We start from the raw sequence: 17,052 nt of genomic DNA, 5'->3' as shown, positions 1-17,052 counted from the left end.
ATAAAGTTATGGCTAAATTTAGTTCAGCCCCGTCCGTCCAATTCCACTGGATTCCAGAGCCCATGGGGGCAAAATTTTCCTTCTCTGGGCAGGCTGGCACAGCGCGTAATCCATTTTTCCACTGTTCATCACTGACTCAGCGAAGCATCAATGGGGATATCCAGGGTAAACGTTGCACCTTGTCCAGCGCCGTCGCTGTGTACAGTCAAGCGGCCACCCATTTCCTGCGCAGCCAGTGCACAGCTGTGCAGGCCGAAGCCGTGGCCCTCCTTGCGTGTGGTGAAGCCATGCGAAAAGATCCGCGCCAGGTGCTCTGGCGTAATCCCGCTGCCGTTGTCGGTCACCGAAATACGCAGCCCTGATGAGTCAACGAGGGCGGCATCGAGCGTGACGCATGGGCTGCGATCGGCCACGCCTTCCAACGCGTGCTTGGCATTGCTGATCAGGTTCACCAGAATCAGCAGCACACGGTGACGGTCCAGCGCGAGCAGAGGCACATCGGCGATTTCCTTGACCACCGTCACCCCCTGGCGCTCCAGCGAGCCGGCGCTCATGCGCAAGGCATCATCGATTAACGCGGTGACCGACACTGTCTCCACGACACTGACAGCAACGGCATAGGACTGCTGGGCAGCGACAATGGTTTTGATGTGGTCAATGCCTTTGGTGAGTTGCCCGAGCTCTTCGACAATGCCTTTTTGCTCTGCCGTCACCACCTGCGCCAGCTTGAGCAGGTAGTCGGGCAGCATCTTGCCTTTGGGGTCCTGGGTAAGAAAATCGCTCAGGTCGTTGACGTGTTCGTTCATCAGTTGAGCGACCTTGCCCAGGCCATGGACTTTGGATGCGCGCAACTGGTTGCTGACCAGGTCTGCCGAGACGTTCACGCTGTTGAGGACGTTGCCGACGTTGTGCAGCACAGCCGTGGCGATTTCGGCCATGCCCGCCTGGCGCGATTTGGCATGCAGTTCGCTTTGCACCTGGCTCATGCGCAGCGCCGCGCGAACGCGAGCCTTGAGCTCCAGCGGCGAGAAGGGTTTGGCGATGTAGTCATCGGCGCCACTTTCCAGCCCTGAAACGCAGGCGTCACCGCCGCCGCGGGCGGTCACCAGGATTACGGGCAAATGGGCAAAACCGGTGCTGGCCTTGATTCTGGCGGTCAGGCCGAAGCCGTCGAGCAGCGGCATCATCACATCCGAAACGACGACATCGATCGGTCGACGCTGCAGGAGCGCCCAGGCCTGCTCTCCATCCGTAGCGGTGGCGACACTGTAGTCGTCGTGCAAAAGCTCGGTGAGATAGCTGAGCATTTCCGGGCTGTCGTCTACCACCAGCACTCTGGACCGCGAGGCGTGTGCCGGGTGCTGCTCCTCGCCTGCGTCTGGCGTTGGAGCGCCCTGGTGGCCGTCGTCAAAACGCAGGTGGCGCTGCTCGGTTGAGCTTGTTGTGCTCAGTGACGGCTGCTCGTACAGAGGGCCGCCTTCGGTCGCTACCCTGTCTTGCTCAGCCCCCAGTGGAAGTCGAACAAAGAAACACGAGCCCCGTCCGGGCTCGCTGTTGACGCCGACTTCGCCGCCCATCAATTCGACCAGGTCCTTGACCAGGGCCAGGCCGATGCCTGTGCCGCTGTAGTGGCGCGTGGCGGAATTATCGATCTGGGAAAAGCGCTGGAACAGCAGCGGCAGTTTGTCGGGCGCGATGCCAATCCCCGAGTCGTGCACCGCCAGTTCAAATCGCTCGCCATCGATCGGCGTCACGGCCAGGTGCACCGTGCCGCCAGCGGGCGTGAACTTGATGGCATTGCTCACCAGGTTGAGCAGGATCTTCTCGAAGTGTCGGGGGTCCAGAAACACGCTGCCGAGCGCGGGGTCGATGCTGCAGGTCAAGGTGCAGCCCTTGCCCTCGGCCACCATGGCGGCATCCTCGGCCAGCACCCCCACCGCTTTATTCAAATCAACCGACGTTGGACACACCTCAAACTTGCCCGCTTCAGCCTTGGAGAAATCGAGGATATCGTTCACCCGGTTCATCAGGCGCAGCGCATTGCGTTGGGCGCGCTCGATCTGCACGCGCCAATCCACGGGCGGGGTGGCCGCCGCCGAGAGCTGCTCCAGGGGCGCGAGAATGAGGGTCAGGGGGGTGCGCAATTCGTGGCTGACCGTGGCCACGAAATCGCTCTTCGCCTGATTGGCCGTCTCGGCCTGGTTGCGCGCCTGGATAAGTTCGACGGCTTGCGCTTCCAGCACTTCGGTCTGTTGGTGCAGCGTATCGGTGCGTTCGGCGACCATTCTCTCCAAAGAGGCCTGGACTTGCTGTCGTTCGGTTTCGGCCTCGGCCTCCAGCACCCGGATGCGCAGGGCATTCTCCTGGAACACCCGAACGGCGCGGGTCATGATGCCAATCTCATCGCCGCGTCCGACGCTGGCGATCTCGGCATGCAGGTCGCCGGCTGCAAGCCGACGCATGACCGAGGCCAGAGCCACGATGGGCTGCGCGACAAATCGCGACGTGCTCCAGGCAATGGCGCCGGCCAGCAGGATGGCGACGGTAACCGCGATGATCGTCGCAAGCATGCCGCGATCATTGTGGACCAGGGCGTCGGAGCGCGCTTGACCCGCGAAGCGCGCAACCAACAGGCCGGCGCTGCGGGCCTCGTTGCGAACCTGGTCGCGCGCGTCGCTCAAGGCGTTGCTTGCCTGATGGAACCTGGCGAATGCCGCCCGGTAACCGGCAATCTGCTCGTTGACAGTCAGCGGCGTAGCCGTGCCTTGCAGCCCCACGGAGGAAGGAAGCACCCGAGAGAGACGGAGTAGCTCGTCCAGGAGGGTGCCGACGGCGCCGGCGATCTCGGCCGACGGTGACAGACGAAACGACAGGGTTTGCGCTTCCAGGGTCGCCACACGCTCGGCGAAACGCTTGGATAACGCCGCTGCATTGTGCAGCAAACCGGTGGCTGCCTGAATGTCGCTGGCGTCATGGGCAACGTCCCCTTCCACATCACTCAACAGCGCCTCGAGGCGCCCGGCCACATCCCCCACGGCGGAGAGATGCCGCAAAACTTCCTCTGCGTGCAGCCTGGGTGCCTCGCCAAGACGCTCTATCGTCACACTGGCAGCCGCGAGCGCCGCAGCCAACTGGTCGAGGACCTCGCTCTCCTGCGGCGTCCCCATCACCTCGCGCAACTGTTCGACCAGGGGCTGGAGTGCCGCGCAGGCATTACGCACCGCAGTCGCGGCGACCCCGTCACCGGTCACCAGCATCCTGGCCACGTTGGCGGTGATGAGCCGTTCGCCGTTGCGCAGGACATCGAGGATGCGGTGGGCACTTTCGATGTTGCTCACCCGCGCCTGGTGCTCAACGGCGCGAGCGTCGACCGCCTTCAACCCATCGGCGATGCCCTGTTCGACGAGAGTCGTCGCCTCTCGCATCCGGCCGTAATGGGCGGTCATGTTCTCCGTTTCGCCATCCATGGTCAGGCTCGCCGCGCGCAAGGCGGCGATCGCGGCGGCGAGCCGCTCCAGACTGCCCTTGAGCGATTCCGCCTCGGCCACCGGAATGGCGGTGAGGCCAGCGATAGCCGTCGCCACCCTGCCCTCGGCCTGGGACAAACTTTCCTGATCGCGGGTGGCAATGAAGTTTTCCACCCGCCCGGTGGCCGCGTTGACCGACGCCAGGATTTCTGCGGAATGACTGGCCGAGTCCACCGCGCGTACCATGCCTCGCAGGCCGTAGAGGTTCACCAGAGACACCGTCAACATCAGGAACACCAGGGCGGCGACCGCCAAGCCAATTTTGACGGCAATGGGCCGATCGCTGACGGGTTTGAATATCAACATGGCGCCCCGCAGCCGCGCCCCCCGCCCGCCACTACTTCGCAACTTCCGGCAAAGGCGCCGACGGCGCCGTATGGTTGGCGGCCGCGTCGATCATCGCCGCGACGGAAGCCTGGCTGTAGAGCGGATTGGCGGCGCCGCCCACCGGCATGCTGGCGAGCCAGGCGTCGAGGTCTTTCGCATCGATACGCACCAGCGGTACTTCGACGAACTTCGGCACCTGCTTGCCCGCCAGCACCTGCTGGGCCACCCAGAACCCCACCTGGGAGACGCTTGGAGAAGCGGAAACGGAGACGGTCTCGTAGCCGTTGGCATCGCGCTCCTGTTGCCACAGGGTGAGTTCGTCCTGACGATTCCCCATCACGATGATCGGCAAAGGACGCCCCGCCGCCTTGAACGCCATGGCCGCGCCATAACCGTCGCCTCCCTGGGTAGCAACGGCATCAATGCCGGGCAGCGATGGCAACGCCAGCGCCACTTCCTTGCGTGCGACAGACTCCGTCCAGTTGCCGTACACGGTCTTGGCGAACCTCAGGCCCGGATAGTCACTGGCGGCCTTGCGAATGCCGTCGCTGATATTTTTATCGGTGGCATCGCCGGCAATGCCGCGGATTTCCAGCAGTGTCCCTTTACCCTTGAGGCGCTCGGCAATGTAATCCACTTCCACGCGGCCCATGGCGGACCAGTTGTAGTCCACCGTATAGACACAGGGTTCGGTGACCAGGCTGGCCATGACCACCACCACGATGCCGGCGTTGCAGGCATCGCGGATCACCCCGTTGAGGGCCGTGTCGGACGCGGCCAGGATGACGATGGCGTTGACGCCGTTGACGATCATCTCCTGGATATGGGCCGCTTGTTCCGAGGCCGAGTTATTGGCGCTGACCACCGGAGCCTCACCGATCAAACCCTCTTTTTGCGCCTGGAGCGCAATCTCCTGCCAGTTGCGCACCATCACCTTGCGAAAATCACTGCCCGCATAGGAGTTGCTGAAGGCAATGCCATAGCTTGCGGTAGGGCCGCTGGCGATACCACCGTCGGCGGCCTGGACCGGATGGGCGGCAATCATCATTAGCCCACCCAGGCAGCCGGCGAAGCGCCACATGATTGTGTGGATCGGTTGAGCCTTCATGTCGTCCTCCATCGCGCCCGGGATTGACCCACAGTCATCCCTCTACATCTGCCGACAGCCTGTCGATGAAGCCATTTCAGCGGGTCGGACTGCTCGTTCGGCCAGTGCAACAATAGAACCGGGTATGAAGAACCAGACATGTACAGACTCCTTTCCTTGGCGGACGACAACTGAAGCCAGTACATGGCCTGAGGTGGGGATGAGCATAGTCTCAACAGACCTGCTGCGCGCGAAATCGAGCTGACTGCCCCCATGGACTGGACGAGCGCTCGGGAACCTAGCGATACCCCCGCGCCTGAACATCGAACAACTCGGCATAGCGCCCAGCCGCCGCCATCAGCTGGTGATGGCTGCCCTCCTCCAGGATTCGCCCGCCGTCCAGCACGATGATGTGGTCGGCATTGCGCACGCTGGAGAATCGATGGGAAATCAGCAACGTCATGCGGCCCTTGGCGTGTTCGCGAAAGTGCTCGAACACCGCCGCCTCGGCGCCGGCGTCCAGCGCGGCCGTGGGCTCGTCAAGAATCAGCAGATCCGCCTCCTGGCGCATATACGCGCGTGACAAGGCGACTTTCTGCCATTGCCCACCCGACAACTCCTGGCCGCCAAGCCAGCGCCCTAACTGTGTGCCGTAGGTTTTGCTCAGGCGCTCGATGAATTCGGCGGCCACCCCCTGGGTTGCGGCAGTGCGCCAGCGCGCCTCGTCGTTCAGCGCATCGACGTCACTCACCCCAAGGTTCTCGCCGACGGTCATCTGGTAGCGGATGTAATCCTGAAAAATCACCCCAGTGCGCTGGCGCAGTGTCTGTTCATCCCAGTCTTGCAAGTCGCTGCCATCCAGCAGAATGCGCCCCTCGTGCGGGGTGTAAAGGCGCGTGAGCAGTTTGATCAGGCTGGTTTTGCCCGAGCCATTCTCGCCCACCAGGGCCAGGCTTTGCCCCGGCGCCAGGTGCAGGTTGATATCAGTCAATGCCGGCCGCTCAGCGCCTGGGTAACTGAACCCCACGTGCTCGCAGCGCAGACCGTCGCCAGGACGCGCGCCCTGGGTAAGCCGGCCACTTGGCACGACCACCGGGGTTAGCAGGTACTCATAAAGGTCCGACAGAAACAGACTGTCGTCATACAGGCCGGCAATCGCGCTGAGGCTGGCGGTGATCGCGCTTTGCCCCTGCTTGAACAGCACGATGTACATGGTCATCTGTCCCAGGCTGGTCTGGCCGCGCACAGTGTCCAGCACCACCCAGGCGTAAGCCACATAAAACGCCGCGGTGCCCAGCAGGCCCAGGGCAAAGCCCCAGGCATCCCGGCGCACCGTCAACTGGCGGTCTTCGGTGTACAAGCGCCGGGCGTTGTCGCGGTAGCGCTTGAGGAACAGCGGCGCCAGGCCGAACAGCTTGACCTCTTTGGCATGGGTCTCGTGGGACAGCAGCGATTCCAGGTAATTCTGCTGACGGGTCTCGGGCGCGCGCCGGTGGAACAGGCGAAACGCATTGCCCGAAAAATGCGTCTCGGCGAAGAACACCGGTAAGGCACCGACCACCAGAATCACCAGCGCCCACGGCGAAAAGTGCACTAACAGCACGGCAAAGCTGATCAGCGAGATCAGGTTCTGCACCAGCCCCAGGCCCTTGGTGACCAGGCTCAGCGGCCGTGTCGACGCGCCCTGGCGCACGCGCACCAGCTTGTCGTGGAACTCGGCGTCTTCAAATTGCAGGAGTGAGAGGGTCTGGGCTTTCTCCAGAATCATCAGGTTGACCTTCACCCCCAACTGCACCCGCAGCAACGATTGCTGCATCGACAACGCGCGCTGGGCGGCGGCCAGCAGCGCCAACACGCCCGCCTCGGCCAGCACGTATTGCATCACTGGCCACACGGGCGCCTGGCTGCCGGCTGCGTGAATTTGCATCGCGTGCACCACGCCATCGACAATACGCTGGCCGATCCAGGCCGCCAGCGCAGGCAACAGACCGGCAACGATGGTTGCCAGCAGCAGGCCTATGAATAAGGACCGCGACGTCCCCCACACCAGCTTCAGCGCCCTGCGCGCCTGGATGGAAAACGCGCTCAATCGATTGAACAGCACCATCAATGGTATGGACTCCGTGTGGGGGCTGGGGTGAGACGGGTGGATTATGACAGGCGATGACGTCGCGCACATCCAACGGCCAGATAATAAAAATAGATGATCTTATTAAGCCGAAAAATAACATTATCTAATAATTAGCTTATTCCAAAAAAGACTTTCCCCGCAGTTTTTTATAGAGATATCTTCACCTCACAGACCGACCCCATGCCTGGCGGAGGACGTACTCCCGACATGGATCTCTCTCGATATGCCAGATATTTCTCTCCCCGCCCCGCTGAAAAAATTCCGCCTGTCGCTGTTAACCAGCTCGCTGCTGCTGGCGGCGGTGCCCGCCTGCGCCGAGGACGCCAAGCTCGGCACGGTAACGGTGATTTCCACCGGTTTACGCGGCCAGGAGCGCACCGTCGCCGACAGCCCGGCACCCATTGATGTGATCAACAGCGAGCAGTTGCTCAAGACCGGCCGCGCCGAGTTGTCCGAGGCGATTGCCAAGCTGCTGCCCTCCTTCAACTTCGGCACCAATATCGCTGGCTACAACTCGGTGACCCGCCCGCTGAGCAACCGCAGCCTCGGCCCGGCCTACACCCTGGTGCTGGTCAACGGCAAACGGCGCCACAACGGTGCCACCGGCCAGCGCGGCTCGATCGACAACAGCGGCGCGAATGCCGTGGACATCGACCTGATCCCGGTCAGCTCGGTCGACCATATCGAAGTACTCAAGGACAGCGCCGCGGCCCAGTACGGCTCGGATGCGGTGGCTGGGGTGATCAACATCATCCTCAAGTCCACCAACAACGGCGGGCACCTGGAGACCAGCTATGGCCAGTTGTATTCCGGCCAGGGCGAAACCATCAAGGTCGCCGGCGACCAGGGTTTCAAGCTCGGCGATGGCGGCTTCTTCCACCTCTCGGCCGATGCGCGCAAGCGCGGCGAAGCCTCCTGGAACGACAAGGCCGACAGCAGCGTACGTGCGTTCAACGATCCGGCCAAGGAAGCGGCCTGGGACCGAGTGGCAATCAAGAACGGCGACCCCGACCTCAAGGCCTTCAACCTGGCCTACAACGCCGAGCTGGCGCTGGAAGACCTGACCCTTTATTCGTTCTCCACCTACGGCGAGCGCGACGCCGAAGCGGCCAACTATTTGCGCCTGCCCACCGGCCGCGCGGCGGTGCCTGAGGTGTTCCCCGACGGTTACTTTCCGCTGAACAACATCAAGGACCGCGACTACCAGTTGCTGTTTGGCGGCAAGGGCCAAGTGGCCGAGTGGAACTGGGACCTGAGCACCACCTACGGGCGCAACAATGTGCACCACTCCAGCGACCTGAATATCAACCCGTCGCTGGGCACCGCCTCGCCGACCCAATTCGACAACCTGGCGACCTTCCGCTTCGAGCAATGGGTCAACAACCTCGACTTCACCCGCCGTTACGACAGCCTGTTCAACCTCACGTCGCCGGTGCAGGTGTCGGCCGGCCTGGAGCATCGCTGGGAGCATTTCAGCACCTTCGCCGGCGACCCCGAGGCCTACATCACCGGCACCTACCCGGCGGCATCGGGCGCACAGGCGGCGGTGACCATTCGCCCCGAAGATGAGGTCAGCCTGATCCGCAACAACTACGCCGGCTACCTGGACCTGGGCTTTGACCTCACCGAGCGCTGGTTCCTCGATGTGGCCGGGCGGGTCGAACATTACGACGATGACTCGGGTAACACCTTCGGCCTCAAGGTGAACTCGCGCTACGAGCTGACCGACAGCGTGGCGGTGCGCGGCACCGTCGGCACTGGTTTCCGTGCGCCGTCGCTGACCCAGATCGGCTACACCGTGGCGGACAACCGCGTGGCCACCGACGTCAACGGCAACGTGGTTCCGGCAGTCACCCGCCTGACCCCGTCGGGCAGCAACCTGGCCAAGGCGCTGGGTGGCGATGATCTGAAACCGGAGAAGTCGCGCAACCTCGGCCTGGGCCTCACCTGGCAACCCGCGCCGCGCACCAGCATCACCGCCGACGCCTACCTGATCGATATCGACGACCGCATCGCCCTGACCAGCAATATCTATGACCAGGGCAATGGCGCAGTCAACGCGATCCTCGCCGCCCAAGGGGTGCCCACCGGCACCTGGGTCAACTATTACACCAACGCCTTCGAGACCCGCACCCGTGGCCTGGATGTGGTGGCCGACCACACCACGCCGCTGGATGCCTGGGGCGACGTGCGCTGGAGCCTCGGGTTCAACTGGAACAAGACCACCATCGAAGGCGCCCGTGACACCCCGGCCGCACTGAACGGTTCCGGCGTGACCCTGGTGGGCCGCGACCGCGAGGGTGACCTCACGCAGGCATCGCCCAAGACCAAGTGGATCCTCGGCGCGAACTGGAAGGTCGAGGACCTCGCGGTCAACCTGCAAACCTCCCGCTACGGCGCGGTCAAGACCCTGGCGGTCAACCCCACCGGGGATCGCAGCTTCGGCGCCAAATGGATCACCGACCTCGACGTCAGCTACACCTTCGTCGACAGCATCACCGTCAGCATCGGCGGCACCAACATCTTCGACGTGCGCCCCGACCGGCACGCCGTCTACAGCAACCTGGGCCTGGCGCCTTACGGCAACCCGCCGTTCTATCCGGGCGGCGGCTACTGGTACACAAAGCTGGCCTACGACTTCTGATTCACATCGCCAAACGAGGGCACCCCATTGAACACCTCCAACTTGATGAGCCGTCTGCTGGCCCCCTGCGCCCTGGCGATCAGCCTGGCCGCCTGCTCACCTTCGGGTGACCAGGCGCAAGCGAACAAAACCCTGAATATTGCATTTTTTGGCGACAACACCACCCTGGTCAGCCTCGACCCGTTCCAGGTCTACTGGCTGGAACACCGCGTGCTGCTGCGCAATGTCGCCGAGTCGCTCACCGACCAGGACCCGGCCACCGGCAAGATCATCCCCTGGCTGGCCAAGAGCTGGGAGATCAGTGACGACGCGCTGGCCTACACCTTTCACCTGCGCGACAACGTGACGTTCAGCAACGGCGAGCGCTTCGACGCAAAAGCGGTGAAAACCGCGTTCGACAGCGACAAGGCCCTGGCCACCGAGCTGCCGGCGACCTTCGGCGCCACCTACCTGGCGGGTTATGACCACGCCGAAGTGGTCGACGACTTCACCGTCAAGCTGGTACTGGCCAAACCCAACGCGGGCTTTTTACAAGCCACCTCGACCACCAACCTGGCAATTCTCGCGCCCGCGTCCTATGCACTCACGGTCAAGGAGCGCTCGCTGGGCAAGATCATCGGTACCGGACCGTTTGTGCTGGCCAGCTATACCCCGGAAGTCGGCGCGCACCTGACCAAACGCAAGGGTTACGCGTGGCCCTCGGCGAATATGAAGAACCCGGGTGAGGCACACCTGGACGCCGTCGACATCAGCTACATCCCCGAAGAAAGCGTGCGCAACGGCCTGTTCCTGCAGGGCAAGGCCGACATCCTGTGGCCACGCAACCCGTTTTCAGAAGTCGACCTGAAGCTGTTCCAGTCCAAGGGCGCGACCATCCAGAGCCGTTCGCTGCCGGGCCCGGCGCTGAACCTGTACCCCAACACCCGTGGCGAACGCATCCTCGCCGATCAACACGTGCGCCTGGCCGTGCAGAAGTCCATCGACCGCAAGAGCTACGCCAGCACCGTGTATAACGCCGAGTTTCCGGTGGTGGACGGCATTTTCGACGTGACCACGCCTTACTTCAAAAGCCAGGGCAGCAAGCTCGTCTACGACCCGGCAGCTGCCGAGAAACTGTTGGATCAAACCGGCTGGGCCAAGGGCGCGGACGGTTACCGCAGCAAAAACGGCAAGCGCCTGAGCCTGAGCTACAACATCAGCCCGGCCGAAACCGCGGGTGACGTACTGATCCAGGACCAACTGCGCAAGGTCGGCATCGAGTTGAAACTCAGCGTGGTGACCCGCGCCGAATGGGTGGCCAACAACTCCGCCGGCAACTACGACCTGACCATCAACTACATGACCCGCGCCGACCCGATCATCCTGCAAACCATCCTCGACCCGCGCAGCGCCAACAGTTCCACCGTGGCCACTAACACCTACGAATCGGCTACCCTGGAAAAAGCCAAGGGCTTGTTCGATGCCGGCATTACAGCCACCCAAGGCGCACAACGCGCCGCCGCCTATGGCGACCTGCAGGACCTGCTGATCGACGAAAGCTCGGCATTCCCGGTGTACGAGCGCGTGTGGCAGGCCGCAACGTCGCCCAAGGTGAAGAACTTTCGCTGGACCGCCGAGGGCTTCGCGCTGCTGGGTGATATCGAGATCGGCACGCCATGAGCCGCTACCTGATCGGCCGCGTCGGCCAAGCCCTTCTGGTGCTGTGGGGGGCCTATAGCATCACCTACTTCATCCTCTATCTGCTGCCGGGCGACACGCTGTCGATCATGCTCAGTGCCTCGGGCATGGAGGCCGATTCGCTGTCGGTGGCCGACCTGGCCAAGGCACGCGCCTATTACGGCCTGGACAAGGGCCTCTTCGAGCAATATGTCGACCTGCTACTGGGCACCTTGCACGGAGATTTCGGCCAGTCCCTGTCGCTGAACCGCCCGGTCGCCGAGTTGCTCGCCGAGCGCCTGCCGCAAACCCTGTCCCTGGCCGGTCTGGCGATTGTGTTGTCGCTGGTCGGCGGTGTCGGCCTGGCCTACCTGACCGCCTATATCCGCTGGCAACCGCTGAAAAAAGCCCTGGCGCGCCTGCCTTCCCTGGGGTTTTCGGTGCCAGTGTTCTGGATGGGCCTGTTGCTGATCCAGGTGTTCGCCTTCGGCCTCGGCTGGCTCCCCGCCACCGGCAGCCGGGGCTTTGAAAGCCTGGTACTGCCGGCGATCACCCTAGCGATTCCAAGTGCGGCGGTGTATGCCCAAGTGCTGCAGCGCAGCTTCCAGGGCGTGTGGCAGGAGTCGTATATCGTCACCGCCTACGCCAAGGGCCTGAGCCGCGGCCAGGTGCAGGCGCGCCATGGGTTTCGCAACGCGGCGCTGCCGATTCTTACGCTGATCGGCCTGCAGGTGGGCAACACGGTGTCCGGTGCGGTGCTGGTGGAAACCATCTTCGCCCGCTCCGGCATCGGCCGCCTGGCCCAGGAGGCCGTGCTGCGCCAGGACATCCCGGTGGTGCTGGCGATTGTCACGGTGTCGGCGGCAGCCTTTGTGCTGGTCAATCTGCTGGTGGACTTGCTGTACCCGTGGCTCGACCCGCGCATCTCCCACACGCCAAAGGTGTCCTAGACCATGACTATCCTTGAGCAAAACCTCGGCCTTGCGCCCCCACTCTGGCAACGCCGCACCCGCCGACAACGTGCCACGGCGGCGGTAATGCCCTTGCTGCGGCGACCGGGTTTCAGCCTGGCGGTGTTGATTGTGGTGTTTTCATTGCTGGCCGCCGTGGCGCCGCAGTGGTTGACCAGCTTCGACCCCTATGCCACCGCACCTGCGGTCAAGCTCACAGCGCCTGACCTGAGCCATTGGTTCGGCACCGACGAGCTGGGCCGCGACCTGTACACCCGAGTGGTCTACGGCGCCAGGCTGTCGGTGCTGGCGGCCTTGCTGGCGGTGGGGATCGCGTTGTTGGGCGGGCTCGGGCTGGGCATTCTGTCCGGTTTTGCCGGTGGGCGTATCGATGCAGTGATCATGCGGTTCGTCGACGTGTTGCTCGCCCTGCCCGGCTTGCTGCTAGCCCTGGCGATTGTCACCGCCATCGGCTTCGGCACGGTGCCAGTGGCTATCGCCGTGGGCGTCGGGATTATCCCCGGATTCGCCCGCACCACCCGCGCCGAAGTGCTGCGGGTCAAGACCCTGCCGTACGTGGAAGCCGCACGCCTGGGCGGCGCCAGCTGGGGCCGCACCTTGCTGCGGCACATCCTGCCCAACGCGTGGGGCCCAGTGGCGGTACTGGCGACCCTGGATTTCGGTGCAGCCATCCTCGCCACCGCCGGCCTGAGTTTTCTCGGTTTCGGCGCCGCGCCTCCAGCCGCCGAATGGGGCACGTTGATCGCCAACGGTCGGCACTTTCTGATCACCGCCCCCTGGGTGTCGTTGCTGCCCGGCCTGTTCCTGGTCGCGGTGGTGTTCAGCCTCAACCACATTGCCCGCACGTTCGAGGAGGTTCAGCGATGAATGCTTTAGTGGATGTTCGCCAGCTTAGTGTCAGCTACCGGCACGGCAACCTGGCGGTAAACCAGCTGTCACTGACCATCGCCCAAGGCGAGACGCTGGCGATTGTCGGCGAGTCCGGCTCGGGTAAAACCACCCTGGCCAACGCGATTCTCGGCCTGTTGCCGGACAGCGCAACCATCAGCGCCGGCGAGCTGTGGGTGAACGGCAACAACCTCACCCACGCCGGCGAACGCCAGAGACGCGGCCTGCGCGGGCGCACCATCGGCCTGGTGCCTCAGGACCCGATGGTCAGCCTCAACCCGACCCTGCGCATTGGCCAGCAGATTGCCGAGGCGCTGATCCTGGCCAAGGGCAAGCGCTACCCCGGCGTCGATGCCGATATCGTCGAGCTGCTGCAACAGGTCGGTATCGAAAAGCCGGTACTGCGCGCGCGCCAGTACCCGCATGAACTCTCCGGCGGCATGCGCCAGCGCGTGCTGATCGCCATTGCCCTGGCCGGCAACCCACGCTTGATCATCGCCGACGAGCCGACCAGTGCTCTGGACGTCACCGTGCAGCGCAAGATCCTCGACCACCTGCAACGGCTGGTCAGTGAGCGCGGGATTTCGTTGCTGATCATCACCCATGACCTTGGCGTGGCGCTGGATCGCGCCGACCGCGTCCTGGTGATGCAACAGGGGCAAGTGGTGGAGCAAGGGGCACCCCGGCAGATTCTCGGCGCGCCGCTGCATGACTACACCCGCGCCTTGATCGCCGCCGCGCCGGCGTTCGCCAAGCGCCGCCAGCCACTGGCTCGACCGAATCCAACGCAGCCGCCGATCCTGCAACTGCAGAACGTTGGCAAGACGTTCGCGCTGCCCAAGGTCAAGGGCGAAGACGCGACCTTTGTGGCGCTGGAGGACCTGAGCCTGCAGGTCTACCCCGGGCAGACTCTGGCGATTGTCGGCGAGTCCGGCTCGGGCAAAAGCACCGCGCTGCGCATCGCCCTCGGCCTGGAAAAACCCAGCCGCGGGCGGGTGTGGTTCGAGCAACAGGACGTCACCGACCTCAGCTGGCGCGACTTCCGCCCGCTGCGCCAGCGCCTGCAACTGGTGCAACAAAACCCGTTTGCGGCGCTGGACCCACGCTTCACCGTGTTCGACAGCATCGTCGAACCGCTGGTGTCGTTCGGCTTGCTCAAGGGCCCGGCCCTGGAACAGGCCGCGCGCGAGCTGATCAGTCGCGTGCACATGCCGGTGAGTTTCCTCGATCGCCTGCCGCGCGAACTTTCCGGCGGCCAGTGCCAACGTGTCGCCATCGCCCGCGCCCTGGCGCTGAAACCGGATCTATTGCTATTGGATGAACCGGTCAGCGCCCTCGACGTGTCCGTGCAGGCGCACATCCTTGAACTGCTGCAAGAGCTGCAACGGGACATGGGCATCGCCTACGTGCTGGTGTCCCACGACTTGTCGGTGGTCGCCAACTTCGCCCATGAGGTGCTGGTGTTACGCAATGGCCGGGTGATCGAACAGGGTTCGGTGGAGCGCATCTTCAACCGCCCGACCAGCGATTACACCCGTGAGCTGATTGGCGCCATCCCGGGCCAACGCGCTAGCGCGAGCGCCGCCTGAGCGGCGCTTTACTCGGCAGCACAGTCGAAGCGCGCGGACATTTTTCATTGCATTACCACTTCGCATCCAATATTTCGCAACGGACAAAAGAGCTCCCCATCCTGCTGCGGGGCCGCGATAAGGTTGATAACGCTTTTCGAAGCTCATTACTTTTATTCTCCCGCATGTAGGACGCTCAGACGTTCCCCGCCACAAAGCTCAAATCTGCCCCTCGCTGCAACAGATCAATGCGGCATGTTGCTGAATAAGGCAATTGAAAAGAACTTGAATCTGTTCACTACAGTAATGACGATCACGGTCTTCCTCGTCAGTCCATACACCCATAATCGACCATTGGAATGCACTATGTGTCCAATAGCTTAATGCGTAATTAACGCACCCAGGCAACGATGCGAGGCGATCGAGGGCATCTTGTAGTTCAGGCCAAGGCCGAGGTGGACAGGCATGGAACTGCACCCGGATTTGATTATAGCTTACGAACACCTGCAGCTTTTCCGATGGCTCGCTCATTCAACACCTCACGGATTTCCTTAACATGTTCAATTGACGACATGCCGCCTTGGAAGGGTCACCGTGCAGATTGATCAACGAGTAAACCCTTTGCAGTTGGATCATATTTCCAAGCAGCGAAGAAGAGAACGCACGCCAGCATTTAGGACTTAAATGAATTTAGTGCTAATGCCGCTACGCCTTTAAAACTCTGGACTGCACGCATTTACATCGCAAGAGTTTAGGTGTTAATCCGTAGCGCACCTGTATTTTTAAATGCGACAGGGTGATGCTCACTCCAGAGCTGCAATCGGTGCAGCGGCTACAGATAACGGCGATAGCCAATATGCACTTTTATACGGCACCTTTAGTTAGCTGGGTCGTTAGGATACATCTATGAAAAGCTTAGCCATCATTATCCCGCCGAGACGTATAGACGCACCGATGCTCTTATCGTGCCTGGGTGTATGGCGCAAAGAATATAACCTGAAAATTTTCTCCGTCGATGCACGCACTACGCACGGAATGACTTTTGAACACATCAAGACTCAAGATCTGGAAGAGCTGTACAGTGAATGTTTCGATGCCATCGCTGTGATGGGGGGAGCGGGGACTAAAGAGTATTTGTGGAATAACATCAATGTTATCGCTCAACTACAAGAATTCGATAAAGCCCGAAAGTTGGTTGCGGGAATTGGACTTGGCGCAATAGTGCTTGCCCAGGCAGGCATCTTGGTTGGAAAAAAAGCAACCATCAATAACTCCGTCGAATTGGTGATCCAGTTGAGTAGTTATGGCGCGATATTTATGCCCGACGATGTTGTGGCCTTGAAGTGGATCATCACTGGCAATGGAAAAGACGTTGAAGCCTTTGCACAGGCCGTATCGAACTGGCTCCGAACGTCCCTCCGGCAGACCATCAAGTAGCGTCGGACAAGACTTCAAAAATACACCACCGCTATCAGTATGAGGATTAAGACATGAACTCTATTACTTCCGCGCAGGACGCCTTAACCGGTGATTTAGCAGGCAAAAACATTGTTGTCTTTGGGGGGACCTCCGGAATTGGCCTGGCTGTCGCGATTCAGGCCAAGGGCCGGGGTGCAAAGGTCATTGTTCTGGGTTCAGATCCGCAACGCGCAGAGCAGGCCGCCAAGACCCATGAGCTGGACGGCTGGCGCGCGGCCGATATCACCAGGCCCGAACAGATCCATGCCGCAATGGCAGACATACAGCAGGTTGACCATTTGGTGCTGTTGGCGGGGACCTTCGTCGCCGGCAAAGTCCTCGAAGCGGACATCCCGTACTTGCAGCGCGCTTTTGATGAGCGGATCTGGGCGTCGGTACATGCCTTGCGGGCTCTCGGCGATCGCCTTTCCAAAAAGGGCTCGGTGACTTTGATTTCAGGTGCGTTGGCAGATCGGCCAAACGCTTACGGCACCGCGGTGCTCGCCGCTGCATCGGCTGCCATGGAGGCATTGGCCCGTGGCCTTGCTCTGGAACTTGCACCTATCCGGGTCAACACCCTTTCTCCAGGGCCCATCAACACGCCGATCCTTGCGAAAGCCTTGGGCGATGCGCGCGATGGCTATGTCGCCGCGCTGGAGCAAACCCTGCCGCTGCATCGCCTCGGCACGGCGGACGAAGCGGGTGCAGCCGTGGTGTTTCTGATGAGCAACGGCTTCATGAACGGCGCCACGATCAATATCGATGGAGGTTCGCGACTGGTTTGACGTCGAGACA

9 protein-coding genes and 3 pseudogenes are annotated in these 17,052 nt (G+C 62.2%); 7 read left to right on the top strand and 5 right to left on the bottom strand.

Annotated elements, in window-relative coordinates:
• Positions 1 to 128: 128 nt before the first annotated feature.
• The 5 genes and pseudogenes from C4J91_RS28160 to C4J91_RS13625 all read right to left on the bottom strand — a co-directional run.
• A pseudogene (locus C4J91_RS28160) lies at positions 129 to 467 on the bottom strand (ATP-binding protein); the annotation flags it as partial.
• 518 nt (positions 468 to 985) lie between these two features.
• Positions 986 to 1,274: pseudogene (locus tag C4J91_RS28155) on the bottom strand (response regulator transcription factor); the annotation flags it as partial.
• A 246-nt stretch (positions 1,275 to 1,520) separates the two neighbouring features.
• Positions 1,521 to 2,570, bottom strand: a pseudogene (locus C4J91_RS28150) (sensor histidine kinase); the annotation flags it as partial.
• 1,294 nt (positions 2,571 to 3,864) lie between these two features.
• Entirely contained in the window at positions 3,865 to 4,962 is a 1,098-nt protein-coding gene (locus tag C4J91_RS13630; protein WP_124362812.1) for an ABC transporter substrate-binding protein, read from the bottom strand.
• 277 nt (positions 4,963 to 5,239) lie between these two features.
• Positions 5,240 to 7,048: an ABC transporter ATP-binding protein gene (locus C4J91_RS13625; RefSeq protein WP_124362811.1), complete on the bottom strand. Its 1,809-nt coding sequence runs from the start codon at positions 7,046 to 7,048 to the stop codon at positions 5,240 to 5,242.
• A gap of 247 nt (positions 7,049 to 7,295) precedes the next feature.
• Here C4J91_RS13625 and C4J91_RS13620 point away from each other — a divergent pair, with 247 nt between their 5' ends.
• From C4J91_RS13620 to C4J91_RS13590, 7 genes are all read left to right on the top strand, one after another.
• Complete coding sequence (locus C4J91_RS13620; protein WP_124362810.1) at positions 7,296 to 9,716, top strand: TonB-dependent siderophore receptor; 2,421 nt, start codon at positions 7,296 to 7,298, stop codon at positions 9,714 to 9,716.
• A gap of 45 nt (positions 9,717 to 9,761) precedes the next feature.
• Positions 9,762 to 11,375 carry an ABC transporter substrate-binding protein gene (locus tag C4J91_RS13615; protein ID WP_124365150.1) on the top strand — a complete coding sequence of 538 codons (1,614 nt, stop codon included), beginning with the start codon at positions 9,762 to 9,764 and terminating at the stop codon, positions 11,373 to 11,375.
• The gene (locus C4J91_RS13610; RefSeq protein ID WP_124362809.1) at positions 11,372 to 12,322 is read left to right on the top strand and encodes an ABC transporter permease; all 951 of its coding nucleotides are present in this window, start codon (positions 11,372 to 11,374) and stop codon (positions 12,320 to 12,322) included. The genes C4J91_RS13615 and C4J91_RS13610 overlap by 4 nt, the downstream gene beginning before the upstream one ends.
• 3 nt (positions 12,323 to 12,325) lie before the next feature.
• Positions 12,326 to 13,210 carry an ABC transporter permease gene (locus C4J91_RS13605; protein WP_124362808.1) on the top strand — a complete coding sequence of 295 codons (885 nt, stop codon included), beginning with the start codon at positions 12,326 to 12,328 and terminating at the stop codon, positions 13,208 to 13,210.
• On the top strand, positions 13,207 to 14,820 hold the full coding sequence (locus C4J91_RS13600) for an ABC transporter ATP-binding protein (RefSeq protein WP_124362807.1): 1,614 nt from the start codon (positions 13,207 to 13,209) through the stop codon (positions 14,818 to 14,820). The genes C4J91_RS13605 and C4J91_RS13600 overlap by 4 nt, the downstream gene beginning before the upstream one ends.
• A gap of 885 nt (positions 14,821 to 15,705) precedes the next feature.
• Positions 15,706 to 16,236 (top strand): DJ-1/PfpI family protein, encoded by a 531-nt coding sequence (locus tag C4J91_RS13595; RefSeq protein ID WP_124362806.1) that lies wholly within the window; start codon positions 15,706 to 15,708, stop codon positions 16,234 to 16,236.
• A 53-nt stretch (positions 16,237 to 16,289) separates the two neighbouring features.
• Positions 16,290 to 17,042: an SDR family oxidoreductase gene (locus C4J91_RS13590; RefSeq protein ID WP_124362805.1), complete on the top strand. Its 753-nt coding sequence runs from the start codon at positions 16,290 to 16,292 to the stop codon at positions 17,040 to 17,042.
• The last annotated feature ends 10 nt before the right edge of the window (positions 17,043 to 17,052 follow it).

Origin of the sequence: Pseudomonas sp. R3-52-08 (genome assembly GCF_003851745.1) — a bacterium.
GTDB lineage: Bacteria > Pseudomonadota > Gammaproteobacteria > Pseudomonadales > Pseudomonadaceae > Aquipseudomonas.
Note: the sequence above shows the minus strand (reverse complement) of the source record. Positions and strands in the feature narration are given on the sequence as shown.

Excerpts from the sequence above, each read along its gene's own strand:
- C4J91_RS13630 (WP_124362812.1), bottom strand. The coding sequence starts at position 4,962 with ATGAAGGCTCAACCGATCCACACAATCATGTGGCGCTTCGCCGGCTGC.
- C4J91_RS13625 (WP_124362811.1), bottom strand. The coding sequence starts at position 7,048 with ATGGTGCTGTTCAATCGATTGAGCGCGTTTTCCATCCAGGCGCGCAGG.
- C4J91_RS13620 (WP_124362810.1), top strand. The coding sequence starts at position 7,296 with ATGCCAGATATTTCTCTCCCCGCCCCGCTGAAAAAATTCCGCCTGTCG.
- C4J91_RS13615 (WP_124365150.1), top strand. The coding sequence starts at position 9,762 with ATGAGCCGTCTGCTGGCCCCCTGCGCCCTGGCGATCAGCCTGGCCGCC.
- C4J91_RS13610 (WP_124362809.1), top strand. The coding sequence starts at position 11,372 with ATGAGCCGCTACCTGATCGGCCGCGTCGGCCAAGCCCTTCTGGTGCTG.
- C4J91_RS13605 (WP_124362808.1), top strand. The coding sequence starts at position 12,326 with ATGACTATCCTTGAGCAAAACCTCGGCCTTGCGCCCCCACTCTGGCAA.
- C4J91_RS13600 (WP_124362807.1), top strand. The coding sequence starts at position 13,207 with ATGAATGCTTTAGTGGATGTTCGCCAGCTTAGTGTCAGCTACCGGCAC.
- C4J91_RS13595 (WP_124362806.1), top strand. The coding sequence starts at position 15,706 with ATGAAAAGCTTAGCCATCATTATCCCGCCGAGACGTATAGACGCACCG.
- C4J91_RS13590 (WP_124362805.1), top strand. The coding sequence starts at position 16,290 with ATGAACTCTATTACTTCCGCGCAGGACGCCTTAACCGGTGATTTAGCA.